This is a genomic window from Pseudonocardia sediminis (genome assembly GCF_004217185.1).
GTDB lineage: Bacteria > Actinomycetota > Actinomycetes > Mycobacteriales > Pseudonocardiaceae > Pseudonocardia > Pseudonocardia sediminis.
Genome location: NZ_SHKL01000002.1, coordinates 81453 through 100062, shown reverse-complemented (window position 1 = coordinate 100062; position 18610 = coordinate 81453). Strand labels below are relative to the sequence as shown.

24 protein-coding genes are annotated in these 18610 nt (G+C 72.2%); 6 read left to right on the top strand and 18 right to left on the bottom strand.

Going from position 1 to position 18610, the window contains the following annotated elements; all coding sequences use genetic code 11:
• Positions 1–173 precede the first annotated feature (173 nt).
• Complete coding sequence (locus tag EV383_RS30915) at positions 174–680, top strand: translation initiation factor IF-2 (RefSeq protein WP_130295458.1); 507 nt, start codon at positions 174–176, stop codon at positions 678–680.
• Positions 681–801: 121 nt separating this feature from the next.
• Here the strand turns inward: EV383_RS30915 and EV383_RS30910 are convergent, their stop codons facing one another.
• From EV383_RS30910 to EV383_RS30850, 12 genes are all read right to left on the bottom strand, one after another.
• Positions 802–987 carry a hypothetical protein gene (locus EV383_RS30910; RefSeq protein WP_130295456.1) on the bottom strand — a complete coding sequence of 62 codons (186 nt, stop codon included), beginning with the start codon at positions 985–987 and terminating at the stop codon, positions 802–804.
• 154 nt (positions 988–1141) lie between these two features.
• Positions 1142–1810 carry a hypothetical protein gene (locus EV383_RS30905; protein ID WP_130295453.1) on the bottom strand — a complete coding sequence of 223 codons (669 nt, stop codon included), beginning with the start codon at positions 1808–1810 and terminating at the stop codon, positions 1142–1144.
• Positions 1811–1990: 180 nt separating this feature from the next.
• Positions 1991–2800, bottom strand: coding sequence for a ParB/RepB/Spo0J family partition protein (locus EV383_RS30900; protein ID WP_130295451.1), 810 nt, complete (start codon positions 2798–2800; stop codon positions 1991–1993).
• Positions 2797–3786: a bifunctional DNA primase/polymerase gene (locus tag EV383_RS30895; RefSeq protein WP_130295447.1), complete on the bottom strand. Its 990-nt coding sequence runs from the start codon at positions 3784–3786 to the stop codon at positions 2797–2799. The genes EV383_RS30900 and EV383_RS30895 overlap by 4 nt, the downstream gene beginning before the upstream one ends.
• Positions 3787–3852: 66 nt before the next feature.
• Complete coding sequence (locus EV383_RS30890; protein WP_130295444.1) at positions 3853–4335, bottom strand: hypothetical protein; 483 nt, start codon at positions 4333–4335, stop codon at positions 3853–3855.
• Between the two features lie 203 nt (positions 4336–4538).
• Entirely contained in the window at positions 4539–5111 is a 573-nt protein-coding gene (locus EV383_RS31530) for an Rv3235 family protein (protein ID WP_165438617.1), read from the bottom strand.
• Positions 5112–5769: 658 nt separating this feature from the next.
• The gene (locus EV383_RS30875) at positions 5770–6057 is read right to left on the bottom strand and encodes a hypothetical protein (protein ID WP_130295436.1); all 288 of its coding nucleotides are present in this window, start codon (positions 6055–6057) and stop codon (positions 5770–5772) included.
• A 47-nt stretch (positions 6058–6104) separates the two neighbouring features.
• Positions 6105–6299 carry a hypothetical protein gene (locus tag EV383_RS30870; protein ID WP_130295434.1) on the bottom strand — a complete coding sequence of 65 codons (195 nt, stop codon included), beginning with the start codon at positions 6297–6299 and terminating at the stop codon, positions 6105–6107.
• Complete coding sequence (locus tag EV383_RS30865; RefSeq protein WP_130295432.1) at positions 6296–6661, bottom strand: DUF6409 family protein; 366 nt, start codon at positions 6659–6661, stop codon at positions 6296–6298. Before EV383_RS30865 ends, EV383_RS30870 begins: the two co-directional genes overlap by 4 nt.
• A 122-nt stretch (positions 6662–6783) precedes the next feature.
• A complete protein-coding gene (locus EV383_RS30860; RefSeq protein ID WP_130295430.1) occupies positions 6784–7773 on the bottom strand; it encodes an ArdC-like ssDNA-binding domain-containing protein in 990 nt (329 codons plus the stop codon).
• Positions 7774–7885: 112 nt separating this feature from the next.
• On the bottom strand, positions 7886–8158 hold the full coding sequence (locus tag EV383_RS30855) for a hypothetical protein (RefSeq protein WP_130295428.1): 273 nt from the start codon (positions 8156–8158) through the stop codon (positions 7886–7888).
• 490 nt (positions 8159–8648) lie between these two features.
• Positions 8649–10280: a ParB/RepB/Spo0J family partition protein gene (locus EV383_RS30850; protein WP_130295426.1), complete on the bottom strand. Its 1632-nt coding sequence runs from the start codon at positions 10278–10280 to the stop codon at positions 8649–8651.
• Positions 10281–10512: 232 nt separating this feature from the next.
• On the opposite strand from EV383_RS30850, the gene EV383_RS30845 reads away from it, so the two are divergent.
• Complete coding sequence (locus tag EV383_RS30845) at positions 10513–11283, top strand: hypothetical protein (protein ID WP_130295424.1); 771 nt, start codon at positions 10513–10515, stop codon at positions 11281–11283.
• 56 nt (positions 11284–11339) lie between these two features.
• On the top strand, positions 11340–11798 hold the full coding sequence (locus tag EV383_RS30840) for a hypothetical protein (protein WP_130295422.1): 459 nt from the start codon (positions 11340–11342) through the stop codon (positions 11796–11798).
• A gap of 265 nt (positions 11799–12063) precedes the next feature.
• Here EV383_RS30840 and EV383_RS31525 read toward each other — a convergent pair whose 3' ends face one another.
• The 4 genes from EV383_RS31525 to EV383_RS30820 form a co-directional block, all read right to left on the bottom strand.
• On the bottom strand, positions 12064–12555 hold the full coding sequence (locus EV383_RS31525; RefSeq protein WP_165438616.1) for a WhiB family transcriptional regulator: 492 nt from the start codon (positions 12553–12555) through the stop codon (positions 12064–12066).
• 144 nt (positions 12556–12699) lie between these two features.
• Entirely contained in the window at positions 12700–13185 is a 486-nt protein-coding gene (locus tag EV383_RS30830) for an SsgA family sporulation/cell division regulator (RefSeq protein ID WP_242623546.1), read from the bottom strand.
• Positions 13182–13412, bottom strand: a complete 231-nt coding sequence (locus EV383_RS30825) for a hypothetical protein (RefSeq protein ID WP_130295420.1) — start codon at positions 13410–13412, stop codon at positions 13182–13184. Before EV383_RS30825 ends, EV383_RS30830 begins: the two co-directional genes overlap by 4 nt.
• A gap of 396 nt (positions 13413–13808) precedes the next feature.
• On the bottom strand, positions 13809–15071 hold the full coding sequence (locus tag EV383_RS30820) for an IS110 family RNA-guided transposase (RefSeq protein WP_130295484.1): 1263 nt from the start codon (positions 15069–15071) through the stop codon (positions 13809–13811).
• Positions 15072–15659: 588 nt separating this feature from the next.
• Between EV383_RS30820 and EV383_RS30815 the strand changes: the two genes are divergently transcribed.
• Positions 15660–15986: a hypothetical protein gene (locus EV383_RS30815; protein WP_130295418.1), complete on the top strand. Its 327-nt coding sequence runs from the start codon at positions 15660–15662 to the stop codon at positions 15984–15986.
• A gap of 8 nt (positions 15987–15994) precedes the next feature.
• Here EV383_RS30815 and EV383_RS30810 read toward each other — a convergent pair whose 3' ends face one another.
• Positions 15995–16186: a hypothetical protein gene (locus tag EV383_RS30810; RefSeq protein WP_130295416.1), complete on the bottom strand. Its 192-nt coding sequence runs from the start codon at positions 16184–16186 to the stop codon at positions 15995–15997.
• A 116-nt stretch (positions 16187–16302) separates the two neighbouring features.
• On the opposite strand from EV383_RS30810, the gene EV383_RS30805 reads away from it, so the two are divergent.
• The gene (locus tag EV383_RS30805; protein WP_130295414.1) at positions 16303–16533 is read left to right on the top strand and encodes a hypothetical protein; all 231 of its coding nucleotides are present in this window, start codon (positions 16303–16305) and stop codon (positions 16531–16533) included.
• 105 nt (positions 16534–16638) lie between these two features.
• A complete protein-coding gene (locus tag EV383_RS30800; protein ID WP_130295412.1) occupies positions 16639–17319 on the top strand; it encodes a LuxR family transcriptional regulator in 681 nt (226 codons plus the stop codon).
• Positions 17320–17333: 14 nt separating this feature from the next.
• Here the strand turns inward: EV383_RS30800 and EV383_RS30795 are convergent, their stop codons facing one another.
• The gene (locus tag EV383_RS30795) at positions 17334–18542 is read right to left on the bottom strand and encodes a zeta toxin family protein (RefSeq protein ID WP_130295410.1); all 1209 of its coding nucleotides are present in this window, start codon (positions 18540–18542) and stop codon (positions 17334–17336) included.
• Positions 18543–18610: the final 68 nt, after the last annotated feature.

Here is an 18610-nt window from a genome sequence, read left to right as displayed (position 1 = left end):
GAGTTGACCGGCGAGCCTCGGCTACGGGTCACTACGCGGTGACCGCGATGCTCTGCGACGGGCCACCCGAGTGCGGCACCGGCTCCTGCTCAGATCTTTGGTTCACACCGCCGGCATCAAGACCTAGCCTCGACTTGGAAGACGGTCGACGTGGCGAGACGGGGGAGCAGACGATGGCGGGCAAGACTGGAGCGCGGGCGCCGCGTGAGGTGCGTGACCGGGTGGGAGAGCTGGCGGCGGCGCGAGACCGCGTTGATGCCGATCAGGTCGAGCGCCGGCGCCGCGAGGACGAGGCGTTCGCCCGATACGCCGCGGCCGATCTTGACGCACAGAAGGTCACTGCGGAGCGCGACGCCACGCTCGCCGAGCTGGACCAGCAGCGCCAACGTGTCCGGGACGCGGCTGGGGCCAAGCTGGCCGCGGTCGAGGAGCGCCAGCGCGCCGTGCTCGCCGAGCTGAACCGCGGCGGGCGTAGCGCGGAGGACCTGGCCGCGGTGTTCGGGCTACCGCTCAAGCGGGTCCGGACCCAGCTCCGCGCGGCCAAGGCAGAAACAGCTCTGCCGCGTGACGTTCCGCCGACCGCATCAGGGGCGGCCGACGCCGGGGCCGCGCAGGGGCCGGTCGTGGCCGCCGAGGCCGCAACGGCGACCGATACCGATTCGCCAGGACATGCCGGCTGATGACCGGCCGCGGGCAACGGCACTCAGCACAGTCGTGGCCATGGCCATGGCCATGGCCGTGGGCGGCCACGGTCGCGGCCGATGACCCTGCTTGGCTACCGGCGCGATGGTGGCAGTTGCCTCAGGCCTCGGGTTCGTCCTCGGGTTCGCGTGGGATGACCTCGATGCAGCAGCCGTGGGTTGCGGAGTATCCCGAACGTCCCTCAGCGGTCGTGAGGTCATGGCCGTGGTCGTTGATGTAGCCGTAGCCGGCGTAGAAGGTGATGCGGTCGATGCTCGCCGAGGTGGATGCTGGCTGATCGGTCATTCTGGTGGTCCTTGGTCTCGGGTGTGCCCGGACTGGCGGTGCCGGGGTCCCCGGCTACACGGCCCGGCGGGTCCGCAGCTGCCGGGATGGCACGGCGCGTCGTGACACGGCCGTGTGCCGGGGCGACGGCCCCGGCTCGGTGGGCCTGGGTCCGCTACCGGGGTGCGCTGCGATCGTGGCCGGCACGGCCCGGGCGTGACCGCCGGTCGGCGAACTCCCACAGGGTGCGGCGTCGCCACCGCAGTTCACCCGGCTCGTCGGGATCGGGGAAGTAGCCCGGATTGCGCGACCGGTAGCTGGTAATGGTCTGGGGGCCCCGGTAGCCGAGCACCTGCGCCGCCTCGCGCATGTCGAGTAGCTCCTCGGGATCCCCGCTGCGGTCGACCTGGGTCAGCGTCGCGCGCTGCGCGCCCTGGCGGGCGGCGTCCCAGGACTCGACGGCTTCGGGGTCCCAGTAGAGCCGCCGGCCCTGGCGGTGGACCGGTTCGGGGTGCCCGTTGTCAGCGCGCCGGTGGTAGAGGTCGGTGAGGGTCTGCTCGCGCATGTTGAGCCGCCGCGCGAGGGCCGCGCGGCTGAGCAGGGCCCGCCCGTCGACGGTCACTTCGTCGGGCTCGCTGTCGTGCTCGGCGACGAAGACCCGCAGTGCGTCCTCGTCCCACCACATGCGGCGTCCCTCCTGGTGCGCCACCGGGGGATGGCCGTTGCGGTCGCGCCCACGCCACCACCGCTCGGCGGCGGACTCGCTGACCCCGAACGTCCGGCACATCTCGGCGCGGTTGATCACGGTGCGGCCGTCGCGGGTGTGGCGGTCGGAGCTGGGCACGCCGGTCAGGCTAGGCGGTGGCGGCGGGCCGCTGCTGCTGCGACGCGGGAGATCCAGGATCGGTGCGGTCACGGTGCTCTCCTGCCAACGAGCCGCGACCCGACGCGGACCGGGGGTGCGTGGGGTCCGCTCTCGGCGGATCCGACGCGCTGGGCGGCGTCGGGCCGCGGTTCTGGGTGATTACCGGGTCTGTGCGGACTCGTCGTGATGCGGCTCGCCGTCGTCGGTGTTCTCGTCCGGCCCGTGGTCCCGGGACGGAGCCGGGGTCCAGCCGCCCAGGGCTGCGCGGAGCTCGGTGACGACGCTGGCGCCATCGATACGGCCGGTCTCCCACTGGTGGCAGAGCTCGTGCACCCGCGTCGGTCTGATCCGCGGCGGCCCGGAGCGGCGGCCCGGAGCCCTCGGCGACGTTCGCCGCCGGCGGCTCATCGCGTGGGGCTCCCGGCCCTGCAGAACGTTCTGCAGGGCGGCCAGGCTGATGCCGAGACGCTCGGCGATCGCCGGATAGCTGTGCCCGTGCCCCTCGTGCAACGACGTGATCGCCCGCGCCCGGTCGTCGACCGGCACCGGTTCTTTCTGGTCCTCCCCGAGCATCGCGAACAGCACGTCGTCGTCGGCGAGCTCGGGCACGATCAGTACCGGCACCCGGGCCAGGCCGGCGTGCTCGGCCGCCGCCAGGCGCCGGTGCCCGGCGATCAGCTCGAGGTCGGGCTGGCCGGCACGGCGCAGAAACTTCTTGTGCGCGACCAACGACTGCAGCACACCCTCGGCTCGGATCGACGCGGTGAGCGCCGAGAGGTCACCGAGGTCTCGGCGGATGTTGTGCCGGTTGAACTGCAGCCGGTCCACCGGAACCATCGCCGCCTCGCGCGGATAGTCGCGCGGCGGGCGGGTCTCGGCGGTCCGGCCGCCCGCGGCCGGACCGCCCGCCCCACCGGCGGGTGCTGTGCCGGCGCGTGCTGTACCGGCGGGTGCCGTCGACGCGCTCACCGCGCACCGCCGTCGGTGTCGATGTCGCGCGGCATCTGAGCGCCGTAGGCGAGACCGTCGTCGACGTCGCGCTCGACTTCCTCGCGGGAGGTGTCCTGCACCCCGATGTGTGCCTCGGCCGCGCCGAGCAGCCGGGCCCGGGCCGTCATGTGGTCCAGGGGGGACCGGCCGGCCACGAGCTGCCCCAGCGTCCGTGCCGCCTTGAGCCGGGCCGCGTGCCGGGTGCCGGGCGCGGCGGCCGCCATCGCCTCGGTCTCATCCCGCACGATCGCCTCCACGTACTTCTCGGCTGCCCCACGGGGGCGCACCGTCGCGACCGGCCCGGTGACCGGCTCCCGCTCGGGCGGGGTCAACGCCTGGGCCAGCCATGCCGGGAGTGGCGCGATCGCGGCTCGGTTCACCGCCTGGTAGGTCCCGACGTCGCGCCGCGACGTCGCACCCACGATGAACCCACCGTGTGCGCGGGTGTCGATCCGCCATCCCAGGGCCCCGGCCGTGTTGCGCAACGCCGATCCCTCGGGCGCCCGGAAGTAGAGATGCTGACCGCCGGTCGGGGTCGCTACCTGGTAGGTCGCCCACGGGCCGGGCTGGCCGGCTTCCTGGGCCAGGCGGGTCAGGACCTCGCGCCCGTTGCGGGCCCCGGTCCACGGCTCCGGGGCGGTCTCGCCGTGCCCGTCGTCGAGATCGATCACCACCAGGCCGCTCCTACCGGTCGCGATGCCCAGATTCCAGGGCCGCTGGCTCCACCAGGCGGTGATCTGTCGCGGGTCGCGGGTCGCGCGCTGCTCCCACCCGAGGTGCCCCCCGGCGCACACCCCGGTGCCGTCGCAGTCGCGCTGACCGTGCAGTGCCGGGTACTTCGATCCCGGGTGCAGCGGGAACACCGCCAGGCCGGCCTCGGCGGCGGCCAGGGCTGCCCGTCCGAGGTGTCCGAGCCGGCCGGTCCGCCCGCGCGTGCTGTCCTTCACCTGCTGCTCGTGCGTCATGATCCCCTCCTCAGGAGACCCGGGCCGGGGGCCCGCCCGCATCGGACGGACCCCCGGCCGGGGGCGTCAGAGCTGCGCGGCCTCGGCCAGCAGCCCGGTCAGGCCACCGACTCGCAGCGCCCGGACGGCGTCCCAGAGCTGCCCGAACCCGCGCGGGACGCTGGTGAACTCGCCGTCCTCGGTCTGGGACAGGAACAGCACGTCCCCGTGGTAGATCGGCAGCTCTGCGCGGTCGATCGCCGGGTCACCGTGGCTGGGGTGGCACTGGAAGGTGTGCACGATCAGCTCGGCGCTCTCGTTGCGGCGGGAGTCGCTCAGGTACGGGCCGGTCTGATCCGAGAGCATCGTCAGGTTCGGCAGCGCGCACACGCCGATCGTGTCGAGCACGTCGGTGCCCAGCTGCTCCCGCACGCCGCGCATCAGGTCCTGGCGCGGGAGGTCGACCTCCCGGATGTCGCCCTCGACCGGGACCAGGACTCCCCGGATCACCGACTGCGCGATCGCGGCCGCAACGGTGGTGGCGCTCTCGATGGTGTTCGTGATGGTCATTGCCTCGTTCTCCTTCGGCTTCTCGGTCTGCGGTGTCAGCCCCGGCTTGTCGAACCCGGCCTGACATCTATTATTTTACATTAGTAGCTAGACGGAGGCAACGGTTTTGGCTCTCTGAGCTGCGGAAATGTACGCGACGACATGTTGGGGGACTCCGTGTCCCGGGGGGCCGACCTCTCGGCCGGACACCCCCCGGGACAGGCTCAGAGCACGCGCAGGGCGCCGATGCGCCAGCCCGCGGGGCGCAGCTCGACCCGGCTCGCGAAGGCGGCGACGCGGCGGCTCCCGACCCGGGCGAGGCCGAACACCTCGCCGATGCCCTCCCAGGGCTGACGGACGTGGCAGCTGTAGATCCGGCTTGGGACCCGCTGCCCGCGCAGTGCCCCCGCCTGTGCGCGCACGTAGCGGACCACCGCGGGGTCGGCGAGCTGGTTGAGCTGGGTCACCGGTCGGCGGCCGTCGATGGCCTCGAAGACCACGGCCATCGCCCGGCGTGCGGCGATCTCGAGGTCGGAATCGGCGGCGACGCCGCTGGTCGGCTCGCCCGCGAAGTAGGCGCGCGGGGTGGCCGCCAGCTCGTCGGGGACCGGCTCGGAGAGGTCGCCGCGGCAGTGCGGGCAGCGCTGTGCGGCGGCGGCCTTGGCGTGCCGTGCGGCGACCGCCGGGTCGTAGCGCTCGGTGACGGTCACCAGCATCGGGACATCGCCCGGCAGGAGCTGGGTCTGAAATTCCCGCACCCGCCAGAGCGAGCCGGGGCGGTTCTGGGTTCGAGCCATGATCTGGGTCCTTCGGTCGGTGCTGCGGGCCGGGTGTTCCGGGGGCTTGTCGTTCCCTCGTAACATCTATGATTCTACAGTTCTCTCAATGCGGGGTCAAGCTAGAAGATCCGCAATTAGGGCTGTGAGCTGCGGTTTTCGCCCCCCTCTCCGAAGCGAGGCCGGGTCCAGGGCGGCGCCCTGGCCCCCCGGGAGGGGACGGCCCGCCAGGGCCGTGCAGTAGACCCCGACGGCGGGCACAGAGCCGGCTGAGGGTGGTGGTCTCTCCTCGCGTCGGCGGGGCGGAGCCCTGCCCGAGGGGGTGTCGGGGCGCCGGGCTCGCCGCAGGCGACCGCGCAGCGGCCGGAGCGCCAGCGCAGGGCCTGGCGCCCCGGCGCCCCCTCGGGCACCGTCCCCGCCGATCGACGCGAGGAGCGACCACCACCCGACCCGCCCGCCGACCACCACCTGCACACCCGCCGGCCCGCCGGGCCGCGCCTCTCGGGTGGGCGTGGCTGCGAGCTGCGCGCACGCCTTATCCTGGCGGCGTGCGCTGGTTGTACTGACGGGCCCTTTCGGCGCCCTCGGTTTGCGGGCCGGAGCACCGATGGCCGGCGACCTCTTGTCGGCGCCCCCTCGGGGGCGAGTCCTTCGGGGCTGGGTCGCCGGCCATCACCGGCTACTCGGGCTCGTCCTCTGCCACCTCGTCGTCGCCCGGCTCGTCCTGCGCAGGCTCGTGCTCCCCGTGCTGCGGCGCTGTCGCGGCGACCAGCTGCGAGCAGTGGTCCTGCTCGGCGCGGGTCAGCTCGCGCACACCGCCGGGGGCCTGTGGGTCGACGATGAGCCATCTCGGCCCGGGCTGGGGCGGCTCGTCGTTGACGTGTCCCATCTCCTCGAGCCACGCCGTGTGTGCGGCGTCGGCGCCGCTGGAGAACCAGCCGTCTTCGTTGTAGGAGTGGATGTCCATTCTCGGTCCCTTCATCAGGCGGCCCGGGCGGGGCTACCCGCGGGTTGTCAGTTGGTCACGGCCTTCTGCGGGTCGTAGGCGTCGTGGTGCAACGACGGCGCGCTGAACAGCTCGGCCCGGCTGTCGCACCCGTGCGCGCGGGCGCTGCGGTCCAGGCCTTCGCGGTCTTTGGCGGGGACGGTGTCGACGGGCTCGCCGCGTCCGCTGGCGCCGTCGTGGTTGCGGGTGCTGAACCGGCTCACCGGGCGCTCCTCCTGCGGTTGGCGCGGTGGGCGGCTTCGATGTCGGCGCCGACACCGGTCCAGGTCCATTGCCCCGCCCGGTTGGCGCGGCGCGCGGCGGCGTAGACCTTGGCCACCCAGGTCCGCGGCAGCTCCGCGAGTGCCTGCCCGTCGTCGGTGAGGTCGCGGCGCGCGATCGCGCAGAGAGCGCCTCGCGCTCCGGGGTCGCCGAGACCGGGGAACCACAGCAGTACGTACTCGGCGCTGATGTCGAGCTGTTCGCGGAGCAGGATCCCGCGCTGGGCGGGCAGCTCGGTACCCGCGAGCCAGGGGCGGGCCATGTGCACCTGCCCCGGGGTGAACCGCTGATCCGGTGCGTTCATCGTGGTTCCTTCCTCGTTGCTCGCTGCGTGCGCTCGGTGCTGCGCGGGCTCCTGGATGGGAGTGCTCGGGTCGGCCACTCCGCCGGGAACCGGTGTCGGGCACCCGCTCCCGGCGGCGTAGCTCATGCCGCGGCGGCGCTCTCCGGGCCTGCGGTCTCCGGGTATGTGTTCTCGGGGTCTGCGTTCTCGGGGTCTGCGTTCTCGGGGTCCTCGCTCGGCCCGTCGGTGTCGCCCTCCAGCTCGGCGAGGATGCGGGTCGCCTCCCGGTGGACGATCTCCGCGGCGGCGGCGATGACCTCGGTGTCGCCCTCACTCCACCCCGCCACGTAGGGGGCGGAGGTGGTGACGCTGTCGAGGCCGTGCGCCGCGGTGATCACGTAGGCGATCGAGTCGGCCTCGGTCTCGCGCTGCGCGCGGCTGATGGCTCGCTCGTCGTGGCGGGCGCGGATGTGGCCGAGCTCGTGGGCCAGGACGTAGGCGGCCTGGGCGTCGTCGACGTCGGGGCGCACGGACACCACGGCGGTGGCGTAGTTGGTCCAGCCCTGGGTGTCGCCGTCCTCGGGGTTGCGCTCGATGGTGTAGCCCTCGGCGCTAACCAGGTCGGCGAGGCGGTCGAAGAGTCCGGCGGGGTCGCCGCCGGTGAGCGCGTCGGGGGTGGGTAGGTCGGGCAGCTCGTCGCCTTCGGTCTGCTCGACGTCGAAGACGTGCACGATCTTGCAGCCTCGAACGACCTTCTTGGGCTGCCCGTCGCCGGTGTAGGCCTCGGGGCCGATCTTCGCGGCCTCCTCGTCGCCGAGCTTGCGGCGTAGCGGCGCGAGGATCTGGTAGCCCTTTTCGCCCTTGCGGACCCGGCGGCCGACAGCGCGCCAGGTGTGTAGGCCGGCGACCCGGCTGATGGTCGCCTCGCGTTCCTCGGCCTGCAAGAGCAGCAGCATGGTGTTGCGGAAGCTGTAGCGGTGGAACCGGGCGGCGGTGCGCAGCATCGCGGTCCACTGCTCGCCCTCGGTCAGCTCGGCAATCGCGCCGTTGAGCTTGTCGGTCAGCTCCGCGACCCGCGCCGCGCGCTGCTCCGGGGTCTGGCGCGGGCGGGTGTTGCGTGTACGGGTGGTCATCGGTACTCCCTTGATCGGTGCCGCGGGCCGGTCGTTCCGGAGGCTTGTCGTTCCCCAGTTACGACTATTATTTTACAGTTTCTTGTTGTAGTGGACGGTCCTGCGGTCAGGCCTACGGCTCGGGCTCCTCGTCGAGGTAGCCGAGCTCGGCCGCCTGCTGCATCTGCAGCGCTTCGACTCGGTCGCGGTGGTCTTCGCGGGCCGCGGCGGCGTAGTCGACATCGGCCATCCGCTCGGCCTGCTCGCGCGCACGCTGCTCCCTCAGCTCGCGGCAGGCTGCGGCACCTTCGGCGCTGTCGTCGCGCTCGTAGACGCCGTCGCCCTGGTGGATGTACGCCGTGAAGTTCGAGTCGATGATCCGCTCGCCACGCTCTGGCTGACGCATTTCTTGCTCCCCCGATCTCTCCGTCTGATGTATATTATTCTACAGCTACTACGCACGGATGTCTACCTCATCTTCGGCCGTAGTGGGGCTGTGAGCTGCGGTTTTCGCCCCCCTCTCCGAAGCGAGGCCGGGTCCAGGGCGGCGCCCTGGCCCCCCGGGAGGGGACGGCCCGCCAGGGCCGTGCAGTAGACCCCGACGGCGGGCACAGAGCCGGCTGAGGGTGGTGGTCTCTCCTCGCGTCGGCGGGGCGGAGCCCTGCCCGAGGGGGTGTCGGGGCGCCGGGCTCGCCGCAGGCGACCGCGCAGCGGCCGGAGCGCCAGCGCAGGGCCTGGCGCCCCGGCGCCCCCTCGGGCACCGTCCCCGCCGATCGACGCGAGGAGCGACCACCACCCGACCCGCACGCCGACCACACCTGCACACCCGCCGGCGCCGTGACAGCAGGGCGGGCACCCCCCTGCCCTGGGATGCCCGCCCTGTCATGCAGCCTCAGCTACGCGGCTGCCTCCGCCGCAGTGGTGTCCTGGTCGCCGTTCTGCTCGTCGCCGTTCTGCTCGTCGCCGTTCTGCTCCGCGTCCTGGCCGTCGACACCGGTGTCGATCTCGACGGTCTGCTCGTCGTCTGTGGGCTCTGTCTGGGGCTCGGGCTGCCCGTTCTCGTCGTGGGCGAGGTGGTCGGCGATTTCGGCCGTCTCGGCTGCCGCGTCTTCGGCGGCCTGGGCTGCCGCGTCTTCGGCGGCGTCTTCGGCGCGCTGGCGTTCTTCCTCCTCGCGGCCGCGCTGCAGTTGCGCGACGTGGTGGTCCTCGGCCTCGCCGCGCTCGTAGCCGAGGCTGGTGAGGGTGTCCCACCACCAGAGCATGGCCGGGTAGTCGCACCAGCCGTGTGTCTCTTCGGCGGCCTTGTCGGCGCCGAGGATGGCGCGGGCGACGGCGTGCTGCTGTGCCCGGGCGGGGGTCCAGGTGTCGGGCTCGGCGGGCAGCAGGGTCGCGGCGAAGCGGTGGCGCTCGCCGTCGCAGAGCTGGCGGGGCCAGCGCGCGGCGATGGTGGTCAGGAGGTCGGTGTGCTTGGCTGCGGCCTTCTGGCTGCCGATTAGGGTGCGGAGGAACTTCGCGCGGACCTCCCTGGCGGCGTCCATCTTGATCCGACGCTCCTCGCGCGCCCGGTCCTCGGCCTCGCGGGCGGCGATCTCGGCGGGGCTGCGGTAGCTGGTGTGGCGCAGCCGTGTGTGGCCGTGCTCGTCGGGGACCTGGCACATGTGCACCAGGTTCGGGGCGGCGTAGTGGCCGGTGTCGACGAACACGACGTGCCCGTCGGTGTGGGCGTCGGTCTCGGGGGTGAGGGTGGTGCCGTCGGGGTGGGCGAGGTACCCGAACTGCTCTTCGCGGCTGGTGTAGCCGAGGTCCTGGGGCTTGCGGACGACCTTGTGCCCGGCGACGGTGGCTTCGGCCTTGAGCTTCTCGGCCGCCTCGCCGCGCTGGCGCTTCTGGCGTTCCTCGGCGATGGCGAACCGGACCTGGCTTCCGGAGCTGCGCAGGATGCGCTTGACGGCCTTCTCGTCGTCGGCGAACTCGGCCAGCTCGCCGAGCTGGTCGAGGTCGAGCTGGCCGGTGTCGACGGCGGTTCGGGCGGCCTCGGGCATGGCGTCGAGTCGGCGCGCGGCGCGGACGTCGCCGGTCTTGAATCCGCCGGCGCGGGAGATGGTGCGGTCGTCGTAGCCGTCGCTGATGGCCAGCTGCAGCCCGCGCATCCGCTCGGCGGGGGCGAGGCTCTTGCGCTCGCCGTTCTCGGCGAGCTGGGCGAGGGTGTCGCGTCCGGCGAGGTCGGCGCGCACGTAGCAGGGCACCTCGCTGGTCAGGGTCTCGGCGCGGGCCTGGGCCTGTTCGGCGGTGAGGTCGAACTCGCCCGGGTCGCCGGTGAGCAGTTCGGCGGCCAGGCGCAGCGCGGCGCGGCGGCGGTGTCCGGCGTAGATGGTGAACCGTCCGCCCTCGCCCGGGATCACGGTCAGTGGGGTGAGCACCCCTTCCTCGATGAGGGAGTGGGCCAGGCCGTGGAGGTCCCCGCGATCGGTGCGCAGGTCCCGTTCGGGGTCGAGGTCGTCGAGCTGGTCGATGTGCACGTTCTGCATCTGCGTGCTCCTTGATCGGTTTGCGGTTGGTGTCCGGCCGGGCTTGTCGTTCCCATCTGGACAGCACTGATATTACAGCAACAGCGGTGGTGAGGCAACTTCAAAACAGCCTCTGAGCTGGGAAGATAGGCGCAGAGCGCGATCATGATGGGTCGTTCTCGCCGGGTTACCGCCCAATGCCGGCGCGCGGGCTAGGTCCTGCCGGGGGGAGTTGTCCACAGGCGGAGCAGAGGTGGTTGCCGGTGGCGCCCGGCCCGGTCAGGCTCGGGGCATGACAGAACTGTGGCCGGCGCCCGTGCCCGGAGCCCCGTTCACCGCGCGGTCGGTGGCCCATCTGTTGCTGGCGGCGGCGGCGCGCGACACCGCGGACTGGTCCCGGCGGATGGTGCCGGCGGGGTCGCGGCCCTCGCCGGTCTATGGCGGGTCGTTGGTCGCTGACGCGGTGGCGCTGCGGGAGCGGGCCGATCAGGTGCTCGCCGCGGCGATTCTGGTCGAGCGCGAGGACGGCACCGACTGGGCCGGGATCGCCGAGGGCCTGGGCGTCGATGTCGCGGCCGCGCATGAGCGCTGGGCCGCCGAGCACTACCAGTGGCGTACGGAGCTCGACCGCCCGGATACCGAGCTCACGGCGGGTGAGGTCGAGCAGGCCCGCCAGGATTGCCTGGCCGGGCTGGACGCCTGGGTGACGCAGCACCGGGAACACGATGACCCGGACGCCGGCACGGCTCCGGTCAGCGCGGCGATGGAGCGGATGAACCCGCTGCTGGAGCTGCTGCATCTGCGGGCGGGCGAGGAGTACGTGGCCGGGCAGGGGACGGTCTCGGCCGGGCCGGGAGCGGTGGGCGAGCGGATCGCGGTGCTCGAGCGGTGTGCGCTGGTGTGTTCGGAGCTTGCCGGTCGGGCCGAGGAGCCTGGTGAGGGGGCGGAGTTCGCCGATGAGGCGCGTCGCTGCCGGGACACGGTGGTCCGACTCAGGGCCGAGTCCGCGGCAGGGCAGCAGTGACCCATCCGGGCGACACCGACGCTTCGGGGGTGACGATCTGGGGGTCCCCGGGCGTGTTGGCCGATCCGGACCTGCCTGAGTTCGGATCGGTGGCCACGATGACGGTGGTCCCCTCTGTGCAGGTTCACACCTCGGATCCGCGACCCGGCGCCGAGCTGATCGACGCGGTCCTGGCTGATCTCCTGGCCCGGGGCTTCGGCCTGGTCTCACAGTTCGGCGTCGTCGAGCTGACCTCGCTGCCCGTGCCGCCGACATGGTCGGCGCGCCTGGACGCGGGCGCCGCGCGGCTCACGATCGCCGCGGACGCGGTGTTCTACGACGGCGACCTGGGTTCGGCTGCCCCGGCGGGCTGGTTGGGCGCGTTGCGCCGCCGCGGACTGTTGGTGCTGCTGGTCTGCAGTGATGTGGACCTGGCCCGCGCGGACAGGACATCACAGATCGCCGCGGCCGGCCGCCGCGGCGGCCTCGTCGGCGCCCAGATATCGCTGCGGGAGACCTCTGGGGCGTCGTGCTGAGCGGCCCGGCCGGCTCGGGGGCGGAACCCGCTGTGAGCCGGCGTGGTGGGGAATCGTGAACCGGTGAGCTACGACCCGAAGACAGGCCTGTACCACTGCGACGTGTGTGGGCACGCGAAGAACAGCAGCGTGGACCTCACCGACATGCGGAAGGAGGGGACGTCCGGCTCGATGCGGATCTGCTCGTCCAGGGGATGCTGGGAACGGGCAGAGGAGCTCGGCTATCTGAGCAGCACCTAGCCGTCGTCGGCCCGGATGCGGGTGCTCAGGCGCTGGCCCGGGCCTCGGCGAGCCACCGGTCGATGGTGCGGATGCTGACGTGGAACTGTCGGGCGGCCCGGTCCCGGCTGGTTCTGCTCTCGGCGAGGTAGCGCACGGCGGCCGCGCGGCGCTCCCGGCGAGTCGCGGTCGCGGCCACTTCACCCACCGGCGCGACGTGCGCCGCCGCGGCCGCCCTCGGGTGGGCCCGGCGCTGCCGGCGTCGGAGGGTGGATCGTTCCCTCTCGGTGAGTCCCCCGGCGACGCCGTAGGCGAGGTGGAGTAGCGACCAGGCGCGGCACTGCTTCAGCACCGGGCAGGTGTGGCAGATCGCCTTGGCTGCGGTGACCTGCTCGTCGTAGCTGTCGCCGTTCTCGGCTGCAGGGAAGAACGTCTCCGGCGTGACCTGGCGGCACGCCGCTCCGTGTCGCCAGTCGGGGCTCGCGTCGGTCGGTTCGGGAGCGGGCCGGGTGTCGATGCTCGAGCTGGGTATGGGCATGGTGATCCTCCGCGGGATCGTTTGGGTCCGGTCGTGGCCGGCGGGATGGCGCGGGCGATCGTGGCCGGCAGTGCTGGATAGGGTCGGTAGCGCGGACGGGCCAGATTCCTGCTGGCCCGTCCGCGCCCCGTCACTGCGGCGGAGTCACTGCTTGCATCGGATGCAAACCCACACGCCGTTGCGCATGACCTTGTAACAGCCCTCAGCACACATCGCGTCCACCTCCTCTCGGCTCGGGGAGACCACCGGCGGAGTGGCGGTGGAGTCGATGCGGGCCAGGAAGTCGATGAGGTTCTCGACGGCGAAGCCGAGGCAGATTCGGCCGGTATCGGAGGACAGGACCAGTTCGGCCCGGGTCGGATCGGCTGGGTCGGGCAGCACGCAGACGTCGCCCAGTCCGGCGGGGTGGTCCAGTCCCGCGGTGAGCAGGTCGATGCTCAGTGACCATTCGACGGTGCGGTCGGTATTGGTCGGGATCGATGCGGTGGCCAGGAGCGGGTCGTTCGGGCTCCAGGTGAGCCGGATGGTGATCGGGCAGTGGTGGGTCCGAGGCTCAGATCCCGCGCAGGGCAGCAGTGCCTCCATAGCCAGCTCGGCGTGAACGTCGCGACCGTCGGTGGCGGTGCTCATGCTCGGATCTCCACCGGCTCGTTGATCCGCCCGGCCTGGTCGAGGCACAGGACGGTGCCGTCGGGGTGGGAAAACAGCGGCGCCGCGCCGGCGCGGTCGGGCCAGCCCTGCGGAGGTGCGCACCGGACCTGCTCCCGGCAGCTCGGGCAGTGCAGCTGGCCTGGATCGACCACTCCGCTGTCGTGGTCCGGCGGCGCTGCGAGGTGTGTCTGCAGGGTGCTGGTCATCGTTGGCGCTCCTGGCTCGGCGTGGCCCAACGGGGCTGTGGTCCTGTCGGCCCGACCCCTTGGGGTGGCGGGCGCTTCACCCCGCCACCGCATGAGCGGCTAGCACGGCCTCCGAGACATCCCAGGCCGTCCCGTCGTCAAGATCGGTTGGTTGTGGTGCTCGTAGGTGCTGGTCGTCGGCTCGGCCCGTCGGGCGGGCTGGCTGCGCCTGCCCGTTAGGGCCTGCCCGGAGGGCTCGCGGAGGCTCACGGGTCCGGGGCAGCCCGAAGGGCTGTCGCGTCAGCGACGCCGAAGGCGCCCTTGAGGCGTGAGGGGCGAGCCCGCAGAATCCGGGCCGTCGACCAGCACCGGACCCGCCGGGCTCTGATAAATCCTGTGTGGACTGTGTGGTTGTGTTCAGGCAGCGTCAGCTGCAGCTGGTGGTGGTGTCGGTTCGGTGGAGCGGTGGCCCCAGGCGGTGGTCTCGTCGTAGAGCGCCCCGGTCTTGAGGCAGCCGTGCAGGATCCCGACCAGCCGGTTGGCCAGCTGCCGCAGCGCGGCCCGGTGCCCGAGCCCGCGCGCTCGTTGCAGGTCGTAGTAGGCCCGCGCCCCGACCGAGCCGACCAGCGCGCCCTGGGCCTGACGCCCGAGGGCGTCGACAAGCCGCTCGTTGTGCACGTAGCGGGCGTGCACCGAGGTCTTCTTCCCGGACTGGCGGGTGATCGGGCTGGTCGCCGCGTAGTTCTTGCGCGAACGCGCGCTGGCATAACGGTCGGGGTCATCCCCGAACTCGGCCAGCACCCGTGCGGCCACGATCGGACCGAGACCGGGCTGGCTGCGGTAGATCGCCGCGGCCGGGTGCCGCTCGAACTCCGCGCTCAGCTGCCGCTGCAGGGTGGCGATCTCGCTGTTCAGTGCAGCGATCACAGCGGCTAACGAGCGGGTCGCGGCAGCGAAGGCGGCGGTGACCGGCTCAGAGCGAGTCAACCCTGGCCGGCGCAGCGCCGCGGCCATCGTGGCCGTCTTGGCATCGATCCCGGGCCGCCGGGCCCGACGCATCGCCGCGCTGATCTGGGCTCGGGTCAACCGGGCCGCGGTGTCCGGGTCGGGCGCCTTGGCCAGCAGCTCCACGGTGTCGGCGCGCGTCAGGTCGTCGAAGGCGTCCAACGCCGCCGGGAAGTACTCCAACAGGCTCTGACGCAGCCGCAGCACCTGACGGGTGCGGTCACGGATCAACCGCTGGTGCGCCCGGGACAAGACCTTGATCCCGGACGCGAGCTCCGTGTCACCGGCGATCGAGCGCAGCTGATGGCCATCGGTGCGGACCATGTCCGCCAGCGCGTGCGCGTCCGCGGCGTCGCTCTTCGCACCGGCGTTGGAGTGCCGCTCCCGATAGCGGGCGACCTGGCGGGGATTGATCGCGAACACCCGATACCCCGCCGCCACCAGCGCCTGCACCCACGGGCCACGCTCGGTCTCGATCCCCACCCACACCTGCGCGAGTACCTCACCCTCCGACTCGGAATCGGGCTCGGGCAGGTGCGCCGCGACCAGCTCATGCAGCCGAGCGACACCGGCTAGACCTTCCGGCAGCCGGGCAGCGGCCAACCGCTCGCCAGCGGCATTCTGGATCTCCACGTCGTGGTGATCCTCGGCCCAGTCGTCCCCCACGAACAGCATGTTGATGTTCCTCGCTCTCACCGATCGACAACGGGAGTAGCCGCGAGAGGACTGCCGGCGGCCTAATGGATCAGTGCTCACGCCACGTCGTGCCGGGCACGCCATCCCATCAGCGGTCTCTGTCCTCCCGACCACCGGCCGGGGCACGGTCTCAGAGCAGAGATCCCTCACGGGCCCCAGGCTCGACGAGTGCTCACCGGACCGGCGGCTACGGTCACCGACCCTGCCAACCAAGATCGACCGGGTGCGGCGGGCCCCATTAGGCTCGATGGCAAGGGCGGCCCGCAGGGTCGTCGCCGGAGGCGATCGCGCAGCGACCCTTGCTATTGAGTGAGGCCGTGCGAAGCTCAGGGCCGGCAGGACCGCCCCGCCGTCAGGCGGGTCGATATGCGGTTCCCGGCCGCGCGGCCCTGAGCGCCTACGGTCCGCACGGCCGACCACCCGACCCGAACGAGTGTTCGATTCAGTGGGTTAGCATCGGTGCCGCGCCACGGGCCGGCCTCTCGCGGATCTTGCCCGTGGCGTCCAGACCTGGGGTGCGCTCCGTGCGCCCGCGGGACAGGTGCGAACGGTGGGGCGGGGCGTGTGATGACTGACCAGGTGGGCCCGGATCCGCTACCGGTCGAGGCGGTGAACGGGTTGGAGCAGCTCGCCGACGCCGCCCGGGCAGCACTGAGCCTTGAGCTCACGTCGGGTGTCGCGGTGGGGACCCCGTTCGGCGGGGACACGGTGGCGGCGTTGGGCGAGCTTCGGGCCGGGTTGGTGCGGGCGGGTCTCGATGAGGTGCGCGCCGACCGGGCCGTGACGGCGTGGATGTTCTTTCCCGAGCGCTCGGTGGCTCTGGCCGTCACGACCGCCGACGCTGCGCAGTGGCGTGAGCCGGGAAAGTCTCCGGGCGGGCTCGGGGCCCGGTGAGCCGTCGGTCAGGAGCTGTTGCCGACGTTGATACGGGTTCCGGGGGGTGCTGGCTGGTCCAGGTCGGCGACAGCCTCGCTGTCGAGGAGCAGGACCTTGTTCGTCATGTGCGCGGCGATCCGATCTTCGCTGAGCCCGGCTGCGCGGACGCGCTCCCCGACCGTCGGCACGTGATCGCCAGTGCCCTCTGATTCGCTCACGGACCGTGAATCTAGTGCCGGGCACCGACAGTTCTGTCCGTCTCTGGCGCGGCCGCGGCTGCGGTGTCGCCCACACCGGGTGTCGCTCGACGATGAGTCGATGGGGTGGGGTGGCGGTGGGTGAGGCTCGCGCGGCCGCCCTGGTTCGGGAACTGGCCGGCCTGGCCGGTCGCGGCGTCGACGACGTCGAGGCGACCGCGATCGTGGCGCAGGCTCGGACGATGTCCAGCCAGCGCAGTAACACCGTGTGGACGCAGCTGCGGCGTGCGCCGGCGACGGTGTCCATGCGCGATTACCTGGCCATGACGTTGCGGTTCGTGGCGCAGGATCCGACGTGGACGGACTGAGCTGTTCGGACGTGATGGTCGTTGTTCGCCCGTGTTTGTCGGCGGTGCGGGCTACCGTGCCCGGCGGCGGTCCCGCCTCGGGCGCCGGATCGGTGAGGAGCGACGGTGGGCGAGTACGGGCAGACGGAGCAGGACGTGGGGCCGGCGGCGCGCGTGCGGCGTCTGATTCCCGATCTCGATGACGACCTGGTCGCCGAGCTGGCCAGGGTCGAGGAGCTGCTGCTGACCCTGGCGGTGTGGGAGGAGGACGACCCCGACGGTCCCGCGGTGTTGCCGGTCCCGCTGGCTGGGCGGGTGGCGCTGGAGGCGCTGAACCGGGTGCAGCGTCAGATAGCGGCGACGCAGTCCCGCTCGCATCCCTCAGCGCCGCCGCTGCCGCTGATGTTCGGAGCGGACGGGCACTACGAGCACCGGCCGCTGCGCCTCGTCGAGATCGAGGCCGGGGATCTGGCGTTGCTCTCGGCCGCCGCGATGTGTCTGGGACACACGCTGGCGGTGGCGCCGGCCAGCGAGCTGGCCGAGGCCATCGCCGCCGGTGCTGAGGCCAGCGGCGGCGCGTTCACCGCTGCGCCGTCGGGCGGCGAGCTGGTCGAGGCGTTCGCGCGGATCAACGGGCTGTTGGACCTGGCTACCACTGCCGATACCGAGCTGCTGGCCGCCCGGTTGCAGGACGCTCGGGGCGACGTCGTGCTGACTCCGGCGGAGGAGGATGCCTACACCCGGCTCGCGGACCGGATGAACATGATGTGGGCCGGCGGCAGCCCCCTCGACCGCTGGACGTACTGACAGTCCCGCTCCGGTCAGTCGGTGGGGTCGTAGCCGTGGTCCTGCTCAGGCCCGTCGAGCTCGGCGCCGCGAGGCTGTTCGGGTGCGCGGCGCGCGGACTCGACGCCGAGCTGGTCGCGGTGCGAACGCTCGTCGAACGCCTGGCGCGCCCGGTAGTTGTCCACGGCGCGGGCCAGCGCCGAGGCCGCCGGAACCCGACCGTTCCGGTCGCTGCCGGCCACGCCGAGCAGGCGCTCGGTGGCCGCCTGCGCGGCCTCGGCGCCCTGCGCCGCGGCGTCTCGGGACGCGAACTCGACGTCGCCGAGCTCGGCTGACTCCACCGCGCCGGCTACGACGATCCCGGCCGCGATGGTGCCGGGGGTCAGGTCCGGGGCGGGGTCTGCGCCCTGATTACTGGTGGAGGGCTCGTCGGCGAGTTCTGCGGCCTGCGGGGCGGGGGTGACCTGCGCTGCCAGCGCGTCGACGTGCTCGAGGCGGGGGATGAGCTCGGGAGCGAGGTTGCTGCGTAGGTAGTTCTGGACGGTGGTGAAGTTGGTCGTCTCGCGCTCGGTGAGGGGCCGCGCTCGTTCGGTCTCGATCGCCTGGGCGAACCCGGGCGGGTACGCCCAGGTGCCGTCCTCCCCGAGCCGGTTGACGTACGCCGGGCCGGCCGCGGAGTCGATGTCGCGCCGGTAGACCGCGACGATGTCCGCGGCGGCGCGCTCGTCGATCAGCTGTGCTGTCGCGGGGATCCCCCGGTAGGACAGGGCGGCCTTCTCCGCAACGGTCAGGCGTCCTGATCCTCGCTCGCTGACCTGTTCCTGATAGCGGTGCAGGACTCCTTGCAGGCTCTGGCTCTCGTGCACTCCCAGCGCCACCACCGCGGTGCCGAACCCGGCGTCGCGGTAGGCGCGCAGTGTGCCCAGAGCGGACTCGGGGTCCTGGGCTGTGTCGTGGACGATGGCGTGCAGCCGGTGGTGTCGCACGTAGTCCTGGACCTGGGCCATCCAGGCCCGGCCGTCCGGGCCGATCGCCGCCGCCATGTTCTGGTCGTCGGTCATCATCAGCTCGGCGTAGTCGGGGTGGAAGGGCTTGTAGAGGTCGCTGTCGACCTCGACGACACCCCCGCCGTCGTCGAGTGCCTCACGGATATTGCTGGCGATTCGCGACTTTCCGGCGCCGGGCTGAGCCATGAGAATGGTTACTACTGGATTGTCCTGCATCGCGTATCCGGACAACAGCATGGGCGCGATGTCCTCACGGAAGATCCGCGCATTCTCTTCAGGTGAGAGCCGGTAGCCGGAGAGTGGGT